Genomic DNA, 15,871 nt, shown 5'->3' on the forward strand with positions numbered 1-15,871 from the left:
GCACGCCGCGTGGCCTCCGCACGCCGCGTGGCCTGCGCACGCCGCGTGGCCTCCGCGCGCGGCGGACTGAGGTGAGGTCCGTCGCCTCCCCGAAGCGCCAGAAATTGGGCCCTTTCCGTCGCCCTCAGGTACCGGGGGTGCATGAACCGACCGCTCTTCTACGTCGCCGCCCTCACCTCGGTCCTCGCGCTCGGCTGCGGTGCCGGGCTCGACATGAACGCACGGGCCGGCCGCCCGACGGGCGCCTCCGCCAGGGCGGCGGCCGAGGAGCGGCGCGAGGCCGCGCAGCGCGCGGAGGGCTCGACCGACGAGCGCGCCCCGGCCGCGAAGGAGACGACCGCGGCGCGTGGGCCCGGCGATTACGTGGCCTACCGCTTCTCGGGGAGCTTCACGAAGAGGCCGCTGCTGCTCACCCAGCGCGTGATCGCGCGCGAGGGGGACGTCCTCGTGGTCGACATGACCCTCGAGGGCGACAAGGAGACCGAGGCGCTGCGGGTCCGCATGAGCGACGCGCCCGGCCGCCGCGGCGAGATCCTCAGCGCGGCGTGGATCGACGCCGGGGCCGAGCGGCCGGCGACCCTCGCGGCCTACGACGCGATGATGGCCAAGACCACGCTCGCCGCGGACGAGAACGAGGAAGTGCTCGGCAGCGAGGCGGTGAACGTCGAGGTCGGCGGCGCCCCCATCACCTGCGAGAAGACCAGCTTCCGCGTGCGCATCGGCAAGCGGAAGGCGACCCTGCACACGCTCACCAGCGACGGTTTCGCCTGGGGCGACGTGGGCGGCGAGATCACCGCCGAGGACGGGCGCGTGCTCTACCGGGCCGAGCTGATCGACCGGGGCCACGCGGCCGCGGCGCAGCAGCGGCCGTCCGAGGCGGCCGGCGACGCGGCGCCGCGGCCGGCGACGGTGGCGCAGTCCGATTACGAGGACTGAGCCTGCGCCGGCGCGCCGCCGGGGTTGCCCTTGCGCGCGAGGATCTCGCCCGAGCGCGCCGCCGCCGCCTTGACCAGGTGGCCCATCTTCGGGTGCTCGGGCTCGAAGTCCGGCTCGATCCCCTCGGCGCGGAGCGCCTCCGTGCAGACCGGGCCGATCGACGCCACGACGCCGCGCGCGAGCCCGGCGCGGAGCTGATCGACGAGCCCCTCCTCGGCCGCGACGAGCAGCGCGTGCTCGACCTGCGCGCGGCTCGTGAACAGCGTGATCGCCGCCTCGCCGCCCGCCAGGGCGCGCAGCGCCTGCCGCAGCGGCGAGGTGTCCTCGGGGAGCGCCCAGCGGTACACCGGCACCGGCGTGACGCGGGCGCCGGCCGCCTCGAGCCCGGCGTAGAGCTCGTGGCTCGGCGCCCCGTGCTCCTGGACGGCGACGCGCTTGCCGCTCAGGTCGCCGAGGCCGGCGACGACGTCGAGGATCTCTCGCCAGGTGTTCGGCTCGGGGACGGTGATGAAGCGGGTCAGGCCGAGCTCGCGCAGCGCCGAGGCCGGCTTGGGGCCGCGCGCGACGAGCTGCACCGAGGACAACGCCGCGGCCATCAGGGACACGCCCTGGGCGCCCGCCTCGTCGTCCCCGGCGGGCGCGCCGCCGCCCTCCCCCGCGTCAGCCCGGCTCGGCTCGAGCGCGGGCGCGGCCTCGGCCACGAGGGCCCTGGTGCCGACGCCGGTCATCAGGATCACCAGGTCGAACTCGGCGGCCGCGAGGCGCCGCGCGAAGTCGAGCGCGCGCTCGTTCCGCTCGATCGGCACCTCGCGGAGCGTCGGCGCCGTGACGGGCACCCCGCCGTGCCGCTGGATCAGCGAGGCCATCTCGGCGGCACGCCGGCTCTCGAAGCTGATGACGCGGCGCCCCGCGAAGTCGGGCGAGGTGGGAGAAGAAGGATGAGGAGGCAGGGGGTGCGTGGGCGTGCTCACCCGCGGAGCATAACCCAAGTGGGGTTCTGGCGGGTTTCGGGCCGTTGACCAGTTTGCTAAGCTCCATCCGTGAGCCATCCGATGAGCGACGAGGCTGGCGGGGCCCAAGGGGGCGGGCTCTCGCATGCGACCTCGGAGAACGACGTCGGCCCCGACCCCGTCATCGGCGCGGGCATCGCGCTGCTCGGCATCTTTCTGATGGGGGTGGGGGGCGCGCAAGGCGCGCACTACCTCTTCAATTTCGGCGTGCTCGTGGCGGTGCTCGGGGCGGTGCTCTTCGTCCTGTTCGTGGCCGTCACCGCGCTGAAGCAGCGCCGCGCGCTCAGCGCCTCGAGCCGCACGTCGAGCCCCGACACCGGCGCCGCCGAGCAGCGAGACGCGCGCGACTGATCTCACGCGGCGCGCGCCGGCGCGCCGGCGCGGAGCGCCGCGACCAGGAGCCACGCCGGCAGCGCGTAGCGCCGCGACCAGGAGCCACGCCGGCGGCGCCTGAGCGCCGCGACCAGGGTTCACGCCGGGTCGCGTCCGAGCGCCGGGCGCGCGGCGGTTATCCCTGGGCGCCGCCGCGCGGCTCGCGCTGCTCGTCCGGCGGCGCCGGGGAGCTGGACGGGCCGGGCATGGAGAGGTCCGGCTCGATGTCGGCGAGGGAGACGCCGAGCTCCTCCGCGATGCTCTGGATCTCGGCCCGCTCGGCCGGCGTGGGCGCGCCGTCGGCCGCCGCGAGCCGGATCAGCAGGCGCACGACCTCCACCCGCTCGCTGGCGTTGCAGAGCGCCTTGAGCTCGCGGTAGCAGCGGTCGACCTCTCCCTCCTGGAGCGCGGGCAGCTTGCCCTGGAGGGCGTTGAACACCGCGTCGACGCCGCTCGGCGCGAGCCCGTCGACGTGCGTCAGGAGCTCGCGGAGCAGCTCGTCCTCCTTGCTCGAGAAGCGGCCGTCGACGCAGGCGACCTTGCCGAGCAGCACGATGACGGTCGCGATGTAACGGAGGACCACCGCCTCGTCGTCCGGGAGCGCCGTGCGGAGCTCCTTCAGGAGGGCGTCGAGGTTCGGGAACGAGCCCCCCTGCTTCAAACCCAGCCAGGCGAGGAGTCCCACGCGCCGAAGCTACCAGATCCTCGCCGGGCCGGGCAGCCCGGCGGAGGATCGTTCGTTGCGATGCCTGTCGCCCATCCCCGGCGCCCTAGTCCTCGCCCCCGCGCTCCGCAATCCAGTCGTCGATGGGATTGTCGGACTTCGGGGTCTTCAGGATGGAGCCGTCGGGCCCGTCCTTGCGCACCACGAGCGTGCGCCGCGTGGTCGTGTCCGGGGTCTCGCGCGCGACCACGGTGATCACGTTGACCCCGGGCCGGAGCGGCGCCTCGAACGAGAACTCCGCCTTCTTCGGGTCCGCGCCGTCGCGGTTCGACTTGTAGTAGAGCTTCCGCGATCCGACGAAGATGAAGGTGTCGAGCAGCCGCTCGCTGTCGGCCGCCGTCCCCGTGATCTTCACGGTGTCGGTGGTCGTCGCCAGCGCCGCCGCGGCGATGTCGAGCGTCGGGGGCGCGTGCGAGTAGAGGTCCTCGAACGCGACCGCCGCGGGGGCCGGCGCGCCGGCCGGGGTCACCTCGCGCGGCGCGACGAAGGCGAAGCGGCCTCCGCCGAGATCGACCTTGAGGAACCCGCCGGGCGCCTCGCCGAGCACGTTCACCGCCGCGCCCGGCGGGAGCCGGCCGAAGCCGCGCGCGCTCGCCTCCGGCGAGGGGAGCAGCGTCGCCCCGCCGGTCCCGGCCTTGACGGCGGAGCCGCCGGCCTTGATCGCGACGCGCGGGGCGATCGGGATCTTCACCTTCTCGCTCGCGAACTCGCGCAGGTCGCGATCGCCGACCGACAGCGTGAGCGTCGCCTCGGGCTCCGACAGCTGGGGCTCCACGTCGAAGCTGAAGACCACCTTGCGCACGTCGCCCGGCTTGATGTTCGAGACGTCGAAGCGCCCGGCGTGCAGCAGCAGCCCGTCGCCCGAGAGGTTCGCGATGTTCGCCTGCGTCTCGTACGACTGGCCCTTGCCGACGTTCTTGACGGTCAGGTACATGCTGACCCGCTCGCCCTTCTGGATGAGCCCGTCGCCGTTGCCCTCACGATCGTCGACGATCTGGTACGCGTACTGGAAGAGCGGCCGCTCGAGCGCGCGCACCGTGGGCCGGATCTCGACCGGGGGCGGCTCCGGCGCGCCGGAGACCTCGAACTTCACCTTCAGGCCGTCGCTCCGCGCGAGCGCGCCCATCGGGATCTTGCAGGAGCGCTTCTCGTTCCCCTTCCTCGGCTTCGTCGTGCCGATCTTCCGCCCCTCGATCTCGCACCAGCCGAGCGGCGCCTTCGCGGTCTTCGTCTGGCCCGGGCCGATCTTGCCGAAGATGAGCTCCTTGCTGTCGAAGTACAGGTTGTCGCTCTCCGTCGTCCCGCGGAGCCGGTAGACCGGCTGCTTGCCGTTGTTCTTGACCGTGACCCGGAGCTCCATCGGCTGGCCGGCGACCACCTCGGCGTTCGGGCGATCGGTCTCGACCTTGACGTCGAGCTCGGACTTGGGCCCGGGCGTCACGCCCTCGGGCGCGTCGGACCAGTCGACGCCGAGGCGCGCGAGCTCGGCCCCGACCTTCGCCAGCTCCTCCTTGCCGACCTGCTCGATGTGCTCGTGCACCGCCCGGAGCTGCTGGAGCCGCGGGGTGTTCGCCGGCATCCGCGCGGCGAGCTCGCGCGCGAAGCGGATCGGGAAGTCGAGGGCGAAGTCGTCGTCGATGTCGCCGCCGCGGTCGCGCATCTCCTCGCGGTCGGCGCTCGTGAGCTGGTAGCGGACGACCTCGGACGGCTTGCCCGCCGCCGCCACCCGCGCGTTCGAGAGGTGCGCCGAGAGGTCGCGCTCCCGGAGGCCGTCCTTCTGCACGGTGAGATCCATCTCGAGCTCGTCGACCGTCATCGGGTCGAGCTCGATGTCCGGCGTGACGCCGACGCCCTGGATCGAGATGTCGCCCGGCGTCAGGTACTGCGCGATCGTCAGCTTGAGCGCCGCCTTCTCCGCCGTGACGTCGGGGAAGACGAGCTGCACGCTCCCCTTGCCGAACGTCTGCGAGCCGACGATGACCGCGCGGTCGTTGTTCTTGAGCGCGCCGGCGACGATCTCGCTGGCGCTCGCGCTGTTGCCGCTGACGAGCACCACCATCGGGTACAGCGGCTCCGTGCCGGGGCCCTTGGCGCGCTTCTCCTCGCGCCCGTCGGAGGCGCCGACCGTCGAGACGATGACGCCGTCGGCGAGGAACTTGTCGGTGATGCGCGCGGCCTGCTCGAGCAGGCCGCCCGGGTTGCCCCGCAGATCGAGCACGAGGCCCTTCAGCGGCCCCTTGGCGCGCAGCCCGTCGAGCGCGGCGTCGAGCTCCGCGGCCGAGGTCGCCTGGAACGTCTTCAGGCGGACGTAGCCGACGCCGCCCTCCAGGGCGCGCGACTCGACCGACCTCACCTTGATCACCTCGCGGGTGAGCTCGAACGCCTTCGGGCCCTGCCACCCGCCCTCGCCCTCGCGGGTCACCCACACGGTGACCGGGGTGCCAGGGTCGCCGCGGAGCCGCCGCACGGCGTCGTCGAGCGGCATGTTGAGCGTCGACTCGTTGTTGATCTTCACGATCCGATCGAGCCGCTTGAGGCCCGCCCTGCCCGCGGGCGTGTCGGGCATCGAGTTCAGGATCGTGTGCAGCTCGTCGCGGATCGAGATGACGATGCCGATGCCCCCGAACGCGCCCGACGTGGAGAGGTTCATCTCCTTGTAGGCCTCCGGGCTCAGGAAGGCCGAGTGCGGGTCGAGCGTGTGCAGCATGCCGTTGCACGCGGCGTACTCGACGTCGCGGAGGTCGACCTCGGTGCCCTTGAGGTTCTTCTGCAGGAAGCCGAAGATCTCGCGGAGGCGCGCGGAGACGTCCCAGGGGCCCTGGATGTTGTCGATCCGGAACTTCTTCTCGCTGGTCTCGACGCGGACGGTGACCTCGTTCGGATCCTCGTTGAGGACGATCACCTGCGCGACGTCGCGCTGCACCGCGTTCAGCGCCGACAGCAGCATCTCCTTCGGCTTGACGCGATCCGGGTCGACGTACTTGTCCCGGATCATCTTGAGCGTCTCGTTGACGGCCTCGAGGCGCGTCAGGTCGTAGGGCGCCTTGGCCACCTGACCGGTGACCGCGAGCGCCGGCTCGAACCCGCGCCAGAGCCCGCCGGGACCGAACTGGAAGCTGAACTGGAAGACGAAGAGCGCTGCGATCGAGAACGTGACGAGCAGCACGAGCACCTTGCCGAGGCGCCCCGAAAATCGGTGAGGCATACGGCGATCGAGTATAGACATGCCCCGGCGAGCGTCGACCGGCGTCAGGAGCCGCGGTCGAACATCAGCCGCCGGCGACGCGGCGCCGCACGGCCGCTACGCGGGCTTGTGCGTGTCCTCTTCCTTCGCGTCGGTCTTCGAGGGGAGCTGCTTGGCCTCCTCCTCGTCGTCGCGGATGCCCTTCTTGAAGTTCCGGATGCCCTCGCCGATCCCCTTACCGATGTCGGCGATCCTCCCCGCCCCGAAGAGGAGCAGCGCGAGGCCGATGAGAAGAGCAATTTCGAGCGGTCCGAGACGGCCCATAGCGAGTTTCCCTTGAAGGCTGCCGCGCTCTCGCGGCGGACGGCGGACGGCAGACAGCGGCGGACCCGAGGTCCGACGCTCCCCGACCCTTACCACCCATCCCCCGCACGGGCAATGCAGCGGTTCGGCCGCCTGGGACCCGTGCTAGGCTCGCGGCGCCGTCCTCGCCGGAGTGGGGAGGGGGTGCCTGCGCACCCTCTCGCTCCTCCGGCGATCCAGAAACCAGACCGGCGCGGCAGCCCCAGCCGGGGCCGCCCGCCGGCCGGCCCGGACGCCGGCCGCGCGACGTGCGGCCGGCGGCGGGACGCACCTCTAGCCTTCGTGGCCTTTGCGACGATCGACACGGGGAAAACACGATGCCGTTCATCCGCATGAATCGAAAGGCAGCGCATTGTCTGGCAGGAGCGGCGGTCGCGGCGGCGGTGCTCGCCGGCGCGCCCGGGAACGCGAGCGCCCAGGAGACGGGCGAGGCCGGCGACCGCGTGAGCGTCACCGGCAAGGGGATCGTCGGCGGCGCGCTGCTCGGCGGCGAGGTCGTGATGCTGACCATGGGCGCCATCGGGGTCGAGCGCGCCTGGCCGTACCTCGTCTTCGGCGGGGTCGGCGCGGTGGGCGGCGGCGTGGCCGGCTACTTCATCGAGGCCGCGGAGCCGGCCCCCGAGGTGCCGCTGTACATGCTCGCCGGCGGCATGGCGCTCGTCATCCCGACCCTCGTCGTCACGCTGAACGCCACCGCGTACAAGCCGCCGGAGACGGATCAGAGCGAGCCCATTCGCAACGAGCCCGCCGCGGAGCCGCCCCAGCCGGGGGTCAACGTGCAGCTCACGACGGACGCGGCGTCGATCCTCCGGGGGATCCGCACGGAGGCGCCGCGGGTCGGGCTCGTCGACCTCGCGCCGAGCCAGGTCGCGGTCGGCGTGCCGGCGCTCTCGGTCGAGACGTTGTACTCGCAGGACGAGATGTTCAAGTTCGGCGTGGCGCAGGGGTACGAGGTCCGCGTCCCCGTCTTCCGGGCGTCCTTCTGACCGGCCCAGCAGCGGCCCGCGCGGCGGCGGCGGGGCGGCGCTCCCTTGCCCCGCGCGCGGGTCTCTGTGCCGATCGCGGCGCTCGGCGTTAGGCTCTCGCCGTGGCCGACCTCCACGACACCCCGCTCCCCTGGTCCACGCGCCTCTGGTTCGCGTTCGCATGCTTCTTCCGCGTGCTGTTCGATCCCGGGTTCGCCGCGCGGGCCTGGCAGGCGCGCGAGGCCGTCGCCGCGCTGCCGCCGGCCGGGCCGCCCGAGCCCGCGCGGCTCGAGCCGGCGCGGGACGGCGCCGCGCCGCCCCGACCCGCGGCCGCGGAGGCCGCGAAGGCCGCCCCGAAGGAGCCCGCGCCCGCCGCGCCCGCCGTGAGCTCGGCGCTCCAGCTGCTCGCGCTGCTCCAGCGCGAGGGGCGGCTCGTCGACTTCCTCGAGCAGGACATCGCCTCGTTCGGCGACGCGGACGTCGGCGTGGCCGCGCGGATGGTCCATGAGGGCTGCCGCAAGGCGCTGCGCGGGCACGCGAAGCTCGCGCCCGTGCGGGGCGAGGACGAGGGGGCCCGGGTGACGCTGGAGGCCGGCTACGACCCGGCCGAGGTCAAGCTCATCGGCAACGTGTCCGGGAGCGCGCCGTACCGCGGGGTGCTGCGGCACCGCGGCTGGCGCGCGGTCGATCTGTCGCTGCCGACGCCGATCGCCGGCCACGACGCGAGCGTCATCGCCCCCGCGGAGGTCGAGTTATGAGCGCGCGTTTCATCATCGGGATCGATCTCGGCACCACCCACTGCGCGCTCGCCTACGCGCGCGCGCCCGAGGACGGTGAAGGTGGGGGCGGCCCGCAGCGCGCGCCGTCGCCCGAGGTGCTGGCCGTCCCGCAGCTCGTGGCGCAGGGCGCGCTCGAGGCGCGGCCGCTGCTGCCCTCCTTCCTGTACATCCCGCACGAGAGCGAGGGCTTCCAGGCGCTGCCCTGGGACGCGGAGCGGCGGTTCGTGGTCGGCGAGCACGCCCGCGCGCGCGGGGTCGACGCGCCGGCGCGCCTCATCTCGAGCGCGAAGAGCTGGCTCTGCCACCCGGGCATCGACCGGCGCGGGCCGACGCTGCCGATCGGCGCGCCCGAGGACGTCGAGAAGATCTCGCCGGTCGAGGCGTCGTGGCGGTACCTGGAGCACCTCACCGAGGCGTGGGACCACCTGTTCGCCAAGGACGATCCGGAGCTCGCCCTCGCGAAGCAGGAGATCGTGATCACCGTGCCGGCGTCGTTCGACGCCGCCGCGCGCGATCTCACGGTCGAGGCGGCGAGCGCCGCGGGCTTCGAGGACCTCACGCTGCTCGAGGAGCCGCAGGCGGCCGTGTACGCCTGGATCGACGCGGCCGGCGAGGCGTGGCGCAAGCACCTCCAGCCGGGCGACGTGCTGCTCGTGGTCGACGTCGGCGGCGGGACGACCGACTTCTCCGCGATCGCCGCGGTCCCGCGGGACGACGGATCGCTCGAGCTCGTCCGGGTGGCGGTGGGCGATCACATCCTGCTCGGCGGCGACAACATGGACCTCGCGCTCGCGCACGTGGTGAAGGCGAAGCTCGCGGCCGAGGGCAAGGAGCTCGACCGCTGGCAGATGACGTCGCTCACCCACGCGGCGCGCGTCGCGAAGGAGCGGCTGCTCGGCGATCCGTCGATGGAGGCGGCGCCGATCGTGATCGCCGGGCGCGGCTCGAAGCTGCTCGGCGCGTCGATCCGGACGGAGCTCACGCGCGACGAGATCACGCGGACGCTCGTGGACGGGTTCTTCCCCGAGGTGGCGTCCTCCGCGCGCCCGGCGACGCGCGCGCGCGCCGGCCTGACGCAGCTCGGCCTGCCGTACGCGCAGGATCCGGCGATCACCCGCCACCTCGCCGCGTTCCTCGGCCGGCAGGCCGGGGCGACGTCCAGGCTGGAGGGCTTCGCCCCGAGGGGGGCGGACGGCGACGGGTCCGGCCGCGCGCCGCTCCTGCTGCACCCGACGGCGGTGCTCTTCAACGGGGGCGTCATGAAGAGCGCGGCCCTCCGCGAGCGGCTGGTCGCGACGCTCGGCGCCTGGCTCGAGGAGGACGGCGCGCCGCGGCCGCGGGTGCTCCCGAGCGACGATCTCGACCTCGCGGTCGCGCGCGGCGCCGCCGCCTACGGCCTGGCGCGCCGCGGGCGGGGGCTCCGGATCCGCGGCGGGACGGCGCGGGCGTACTACGTGGGCATCGAGGGCGCCGTGCCCGCGGTGCCCGGCCTGGAGCCGCCGATCACGGCGCTGTGCCTCGCCCCCTTCGGCATGGAGGAGGGCACCGAGGCGACGCTGCCGCCCCAGGAGTTCGTCGTGGTGGTCGGCGAGCCCGTGCGCTTCCGGTTCTTCAGCTCGTCGGTCCGCCGGGAGGACCAGGCGGGGACGGAGCTCGAGCACTGGAAGGCCGGCGAGCTCGAGGAGCTCTCGCCGATCGAGGTCACCTTGCCCACGGAGGGCCGCCGCGAGGGCGACATGGTGCCGGTGCAGCTGCGCGCGTCGGTCACGGAGGTGGGGACGCTGCTGCTGGAGGCGATCCCGCGCGAGCCGCAGAAGCCGAACGAGCGCTGGCGGATCGAGCTGTCGGTGCGCGCCGAGGCGTGAGGCGAGGCGCGCCGGGCTCGGGCGCGGCCTGAAACGTGAATCGTGTAATTTTACACACGCCCTCGACGGCTGCGTTCCCTGTCCGCTCGGCTCGCGCGCGGGTAGGCAGCTAGCGGATAGGTAGAGACCACCGCGCGCTGGGTAGAGGACGCGCGGGGAGCTCCCGCCGGGGACACGACATGGCACAGACGACTCGCAAGCTTCGCGTCACCCACACGACGAAGTACACCTACGATCGCCCGGTGGAGCGGAGCGTGCACAAGCTGCACCTCTGCCCGATGTACGACTGGGATCAGCGCGTGCTCTCGCACACGCTCTCGATCACCCCGGACGTCGCCACGGTGGAGTGCGAGGACGTCTTCGGCAACTGGGTCACGCGCTTCGAGATCACGAGCCCTTATACCGAGCTCACGATCTCGGCCGACTCGATCGTGGAGCTCCACGACAGCGACCCGTTCGCGTTCGCGAAGAAGAAGATCCGGCCGGCGTTCCCGCTCGTCTGGATGCCCTGGGAGCAGCTGATGATCGCGCCGTACCAGCGCCCCGTGGAGCTCCCCGACACCCAGCTGCAGGAGCTCTTCGATTACGCCATGTCGTTCGTCGCGAAGAACGACGGGGATCTGATGGAGACGCTCTTCGAGATCAACCTGACGCTCTTCCGGGAGTACCAGTACGCGCCGGGCTCGACCGATCTGTCGACCACCCCGTATGACGTCCTCGTGAACAGGCGGGGGGTCTGTCAGGACTTCGCCAACCTGTTCATCTGCCTGGCGAGGCTGCTCGGCATTCCGGCAAGGTACGTGTGCGGGTACATCTACACGGGGAACGTCGGCGCGAGCCGCGCGAGCTCCGACGCGATGCACGCGTGGGTGCAGCTCTATATTCCCAACATCGGCTGGAAGGGGTTCGATCCGACGAACGGCGTGCTCACCGGCCTCGACCACGTGCGGGTGGGGTATGGCCGCAACTACCTCGACGCGACCCCCACCGCCGGGACGCTCTTCACGTCCGCCGCCGAGACGATGACCGTCGATGTGGCGGTGGCCGAGGTGGAGTGACCTGCCCTGCGCGGCCTGCCAGCGCAACATGCATCGATCCGGGGCACGGGAACACCTCTACTGCGGTAAGCCGGGCGCGGATGAGAATCGCCAGGGCGTGAAGGACGCCAAGGCGCCAAGGACGCCAAGAAAACAAAGAATTCGGGGGAGGACACGCCGGTCCCTTCCCCTCTCTTCTTGGCGTCCTTGGCGTTCTTGGCGTCCTTGGCGTTCTTTCTGCTGTTCCGGGGCCACACTCCGGATTCGATCTAGAAATCGCGGGGAAGCATCGCAGAGAGCGCCCTCGTGACTTGAACGTGGAAGTTGAAAAACGCCCTCGAGCGCAGCCAGGCGGCCGTTCGCTGCTATGATCAACGGCGCGCAGCCGCCCGCGACCGCAGCGGCCAGGGTCGGCGCCACGCCCGGACACGGCGCCTCGCGCCGCGGACCACGCGCGCGTGAGGCGCCGTATCGCGCGTCTCGTTCAGCGGGGGGAGGACACGATGGGTTGGCGGATGCGCGTGTGTCTGTTGGGGACGCTCGCGGGCCTGTGCGCCTGCGCGAGCACGCCCGTGCAATGGCCGTCGCCGGATGGGCCGCCGAAGCTCCCGCCCGCGCACGAGATCAACCCGATCGCGCCGCCGGACGCCGCGCGCTCCGTGGCGATCGTCGGCGCGACCCTGATCGACGGGCGGGGAGGGCCGCCCGTGCGGGACGCCGTCGTCGTGGTCCGCGGCGACCGCATCGTCGCCGCGGGCGCGCGGGGATCCACGGCCGTCCCGGCCGGCGCGGAGGTCGTCGGCGGCGCGGGGCTCTCGGTGCTGCCCGGCCTCATCGACGCCCACTTCCACCTCGACGGGGACGACGGGCTGCCCGGCCTCGCGCTCCGGCGCGGCGTGACCTCGCTGCGCGAGCCGGGGCAGTGGATCGAGGCGTACGACGCCGCGCGCAAGCTCGGCCCGACGCCGCGGCTCTTCCTGGCGGGGCCGCTGCTCGACTGGCCGGAGCCGGCCTACCCGGAGAGCGCCCTGCTCGTGCGCGACGCGGCCGAGGCGCGCTGGGCGGTCGATCGGCTGGTCGAGCGCGGGGCGTCGGCGATCAAGGTCTACTTCCGCCTGCCGCTCGGGATGATCGAGGTGATCGCCCAGGCCGCCCACGCGCGCGGGGTGATCGCCACCGCGCACCTGGAGACGGTCGACGCGGCGGCGGCGGTGCGCGCCGGGCTCGACGGCATCGAGCACATCACCTCGCTGGGCACGGCGCTCGTGCCGCCGCGCGAGGCCGAGCGTTACCGTCAGTCGGTGATCGCCGACAACGCGGCGCGGTTCGAGGGCCGATACCAGATCTTCAGCGGCATCTCGCTCGAAGCGCCCCGGACAGCCCAGCTGCTCGGGATGCTCGCCGCGCGCGGCACCTTCGTCACCCCGACGCTCGCCGTCTTCGAGCGCCGCGCCGGCAACGCGGGCGCGACCGAGGTCCAGGTCCGCGGCTTCGAGGCCATGATGAAGCTCGTCGGCAAGGCGCGCCGCGCCGGCGTGCGGGTGGTCGTCGGCTCCCACGGGGCGGTGCCGGGCGCCGAGCGGGGGTGGGCCTACCAGCGCGAGATGGAGCTGCTCGTCGAGAGCGGCCTCTCGCCCATGGAGACCCTCGTCGCGGGGACGCTGGAGAACGCCAGGTTCTTCCACGTCGACGACCGGCTCGGCAGCGTCGAGCCGGGCAAGATCGCCGACCTCGTGCTGGTCGAAGGCGACCCGCTCGCCGACATCGGCGCGATGCGGCGCGTGAAGCGGGTCATGCTGAACGGGAGGTGGGTCGACCGCCAGAAGGGCGATTGAAGCCAGAAGGGCGGCTGAAGGGCGAGCGGCCGCGCAGCGGTTCGCGCTGCGCGGCGCGCTCGGCGCGGGCCGTTCAGCCCATCTCGACCTCGACCTTGACCGTCTTGCCGGCCGGGGCGAGCGGGATCACGTTGCCCGCGACGGCCTTGCCATCGACGGTGAGCTTCTTCACGCCCTTGCACACACCCGAGTTCTTGACGCTGATCTCGTAGGTGGCGCCGCGGAAGCGGCGGCTGATCGAGAAGCTCTTCCAGCCCTTGGGAACGCAGGGATCCAGCTTCAGGCCGTCGTACTGGGGCTGCACGCCGAGGATGCCCTGGCTGACGGACACGAAGGTCCAGGCCGCGGTGCCGGTGAGCCAGGCGTTCTTGGCCTCGCCGAAGACCGGGGCGTCCTTGCCCGCGATCATCTGCGCGTAGACGTAGGGCTCGGCCCGGTAGGTCTCGATCTGGCTCTCCTTCGCCGAGGGGCAGATCGAGAGGTAGTACTCGAGCGCGCGCTCCCCTTCGCCGAGCAGACACCAGCCCAGGTGGATCCAGGTGTTGTTGTGGCAGAAGATGCCGGCGTTCTCCTTCACGCCGGGCGGATACGAGGTGACCTCGCCGAGCTCGAGGTGGTACGTCGAGTAGGCGGGCTGCTGCAGCACGATGCCGTTCTTCGTGTAGAGGTGCTTGTGCACGCTCTCCATGGCCTGCTTGGCGCGGCCATTGTCCGCGCCGGCGCCGCCCAGCACGCACCAGCCCTGGCTCTCGATGAAGATCTTGCCCTCCTCGTTCTCCTTGCTGCCGACAGGCCGGCTCTCGGCGTCATAGGCGCGGCGGTACCACTCGCCGTCCCAGGCCTCCTTCTCGACCACGGCGAGCATCTCCGCGTAGTGCGCGCGCATGCGATCCGCGTCGGCCTTCTGACCCATCCAGTCGTAGAGGGCGGACATCTCGCGGCTCGCGTAGAGGAAGAGGCCGGCGATCATCACCGACTCGGCCTTCGAGTCCTTCACGTCGCCCGCGGTCTGGAAGCTCTCGTTCGGCTCGGTGCTGAAACAGTTCAGGTTCAGGCAATCGTTCCAGTCGGCGTGGCCGATGAGCGGCAGGCCGTGCGGGCCGCGCTTCTTCATCGTGTACGCGATGGACGTCTCCAGGTGGTGCAGGAGATCTTCCTTGGAGCCCGGCTTGTCCGCGTAGCCCACCGCCGCCTTGAGGATGGCCTTGTCGCCGGTCTCCTTGATGTAGGCGCACGTGGAGAGGATGAGCCACAGGTGATCGTCGTAGAAGTCGCCGCCGATGTCGGCGTTCCCCTTCTTCGTGAGCGGCTGGTACTGGTGGTAGCAGGTGCCGTCGCTGAGCTGCGTCGCGGCGATGTCGAGGATGCGCTGGCGGGCGCGCTCGGGGATGAGGTGCACGAAGCCGAGGAGGTCCTGGTTCGAGTCGCGGAAGCCCATGCCGCGGCCGATGCCGGTCTCGTACATGCTGGCCGACCGCGAGAGGTTGAACGTGGCCATGCACTGGTACTGATTCCAGGTGTTGAGCATGCGGGTCGCGTGCTCGTCCGGGCAGTCGGCCTGGAAGTTCGAGAGGATCGCGGCCCAGTCCGACTTCAGCTGCGCGAACGCGCCGTCCACGACGCCGGGCGCCGAGTACTTGGCGAGGATCTCCTTGCCCTTCTGCTTGTTCACGACGAAGGGCGCCTTGAACTTGGGCAGGTCCTGCTGGTCGACGTACGAGAGCACGAAGCTCAGGGTCTCGCTTTCGCCGGGCTCGAGGGAGAGGCTCACCTGGTGGCTGCCGATGGGGTTCCAGCCGAAGGCCTTCGAGTTCGTCGCCTTGCCCCGCGCGGGGACCTGCGCCTCGTGCAGGCCGTGGTGCACGCTGCCGCAGAAGGCGTCGCGGCTCGTGTCGAACCCGTCGACGGCCCTCGTGCAGGCGAAGAGCGTGTAATGGGAGCGGCGCTCGCGGAACTCGGTCTTGTGGTAGATGGCGCTGCCGTCGATCTCCACCTCGCCGATGGAGTAGGTGCGCTGGTAGTTCGTCATGTCGTTGAGCGCCTCGAAGAAGCAGAACTCCTGGAAGGAGAAGAGCTGGATGTCCTTCTTCGAAGCGCCCTTGTTCGTGACACGGGTGCGCCAGATCTCCACGTTCTCGCCGGGTACGATGAAGAAGAGCACCTCCACCTCGATGCCGTTCTTCTCGCCCGTGATCCTCGTGTAGCCGAGGCCGTGGCGGCACTCGTAGCGATCGAGGGCCGTCTTGACCGGCTTCCACATGGGGTTCCACACCACGCCGCCGTCGTTCACGTAGAGGTAGCGCCCGCCGATATCCATCGGGACGTTGTTGTAGCGATAGCGGGTGAGCCGGCGCAGCTTGGCGTCCTTCCAGAACGTGTAGCCGCCCGCCGTGTTGGTGCAGAGGCCGAACATCTCGTCGGAGCCGAGGTAGTTGAGCCAGGGCAGCGGCGTGTCGGGACGGGTGATGACGTACTCGCGGCTCTCGTCGTCGAAGTGGCCGTACGGGTTGCTCATGGACGCGCGGTCTCCGTGGGATCGGTGGAACTCTAGCCGGGTCGAGAGGGGAGAGCCCCTCGCCGCGGCGGACAGAAGACGGACAGAAAAAAACCCGGAGGCAGATCTGCCCCGGGTTTCGTAAGCCGGTATGGGGTGGGCCTGGGGCCTCCGAGCGAGCTCAGAGGGCCGCCACTCTAGTCGGCCGCGCTCGCGCTTGTCAACGGGGCCTTCGGCCGGGTCCGCCGGGGTTTCAGGGCGCAACGACGCGCGACGTCATGCGCGGCGACGCGCGGCGCGGGGGCTG

General features: G+C 71.7%; 12 protein-coding genes. 7 read left to right on the forward strand and 5 right to left on the reverse strand.

Annotated features, from left to right (window positions below):
* Nucleotides 1-141 precede the first annotated feature (141 nt).
* Nucleotides 142-936, forward strand: coding sequence for a hypothetical protein (locus tag WMF43_RS36050; protein WP_437671733.1), 795 nt, complete (start codon nt 142-144; stop codon nt 934-936).
* On the opposite strand, the gene WMF43_RS36055 is transcribed toward WMF43_RS36050, so the two are convergent.
* Nucleotides 924-1,907: a uroporphyrinogen-III synthase gene (locus WMF43_RS36055; protein ID WP_437671735.1), complete on the reverse strand. Its 984-nt coding sequence runs from the start codon at nt 1,905-1,907 to the stop codon at nt 924-926. The genes WMF43_RS36050 and WMF43_RS36055 overlap by 13 nt on opposite strands.
* A 69-nt stretch (nt 1,908-1,976) precedes the next feature.
* On the opposite strand from WMF43_RS36055, the gene WMF43_RS36060 reads away from it, so the two are divergent.
* Nucleotides 1,977-2,297, forward strand: a complete 321-nt coding sequence (locus tag WMF43_RS36060) for a hypothetical protein (protein ID WP_437671737.1) — start codon at nt 1,977-1,979, stop codon at nt 2,295-2,297.
* A 157-nt stretch (nt 2,298-2,454) separates the two neighbouring features.
* Here the strand turns inward: WMF43_RS36060 and WMF43_RS36065 are convergent, their stop codons facing one another.
* From WMF43_RS36065 to WMF43_RS36075, 3 genes are all read right to left on the reverse strand, one after another.
* On the reverse strand, nt 2,455-3,003 hold the full coding sequence (locus WMF43_RS36065) for a TerB family tellurite resistance protein (RefSeq protein WP_437671739.1): 549 nt from the start codon (nt 3,001-3,003) through the stop codon (nt 2,455-2,457).
* Nucleotides 3,004-3,088: 85 nt separating this feature from the next.
* Nucleotides 3,089-6,247 carry an MXAN_5808 family serine peptidase gene (locus WMF43_RS36070; protein ID WP_437671741.1) on the reverse strand — a complete coding sequence of 1,053 codons (3,159 nt, stop codon included), beginning with the start codon at nt 6,245-6,247 and terminating at the stop codon, nt 3,089-3,091.
* Nucleotides 6,248-6,343: 96 nt separating this feature from the next.
* Nucleotides 6,344-6,550 carry a twin-arginine translocase TatA/TatE family subunit gene (locus WMF43_RS36075; protein ID WP_437671743.1) on the reverse strand — a complete coding sequence of 69 codons (207 nt, stop codon included), beginning with the start codon at nt 6,548-6,550 and terminating at the stop codon, nt 6,344-6,346.
* A 371-nt stretch (nt 6,551-6,921) separates the two neighbouring features.
* Between WMF43_RS36075 and WMF43_RS36080 the strand changes: the two genes are divergently transcribed.
* The 5 genes from WMF43_RS36080 (at nt 6,922) to WMF43_RS36100 (ending at nt 13,070) form a co-directional block, all read left to right on the forward strand.
* Nucleotides 6,922-7,575 carry a hypothetical protein gene (locus tag WMF43_RS36080; protein ID WP_437671745.1) on the forward strand — a complete coding sequence of 218 codons (654 nt, stop codon included), beginning with the start codon at nt 6,922-6,924 and terminating at the stop codon, nt 7,573-7,575.
* A gap of 101 nt (nt 7,576-7,676) precedes the next feature.
* Entirely contained in the window at nt 7,677-8,312 is a 636-nt protein-coding gene (locus tag WMF43_RS36085) for a DUF2760 domain-containing protein (protein WP_437671747.1), read from the forward strand.
* Entirely contained in the window at nt 8,309-10,198 is a 1,890-nt protein-coding gene (locus WMF43_RS36090; protein WP_437671749.1) for an Hsp70 family protein, read from the forward strand. The genes WMF43_RS36085 and WMF43_RS36090 overlap by 4 nt, the downstream gene beginning before the upstream one ends.
* Nucleotides 10,199-10,377: 179 nt before the next feature.
* Nucleotides 10,378-11,256, forward strand: coding sequence for a transglutaminase family protein (locus WMF43_RS36095; protein ID WP_437671751.1), 879 nt, complete (start codon nt 10,378-10,380; stop codon nt 11,254-11,256).
* Between the two features lie 494 nt (nt 11,257-11,750).
* A complete protein-coding gene (locus WMF43_RS36100) occupies nt 11,751-13,070 on the forward strand; it encodes an amidohydrolase family protein (protein WP_437671753.1) in 1,320 nt (439 codons plus the stop codon).
* 73 nt (nt 13,071-13,143) lie between these two features.
* Here WMF43_RS36100 and WMF43_RS36105 read toward each other — a convergent pair whose 3' ends face one another.
* Nucleotides 13,144-15,585: a GH36-type glycosyl hydrolase domain-containing protein gene (locus WMF43_RS36105; protein WP_437671755.1), complete on the reverse strand. Its 2,442-nt coding sequence runs from the start codon at nt 15,583-15,585 to the stop codon at nt 13,144-13,146.
* Between the last annotated feature and the right edge of the window lie 286 nt (nt 15,586-15,871).

The sequence above is a fragment of the Sorangium sp. So ce131 genome, from assembly GCF_051519095.1.
Taxonomy (GTDB): domain Bacteria; phylum Myxococcota_A; class Polyangia; order Polyangiales; family Polyangiaceae; genus Sorangium.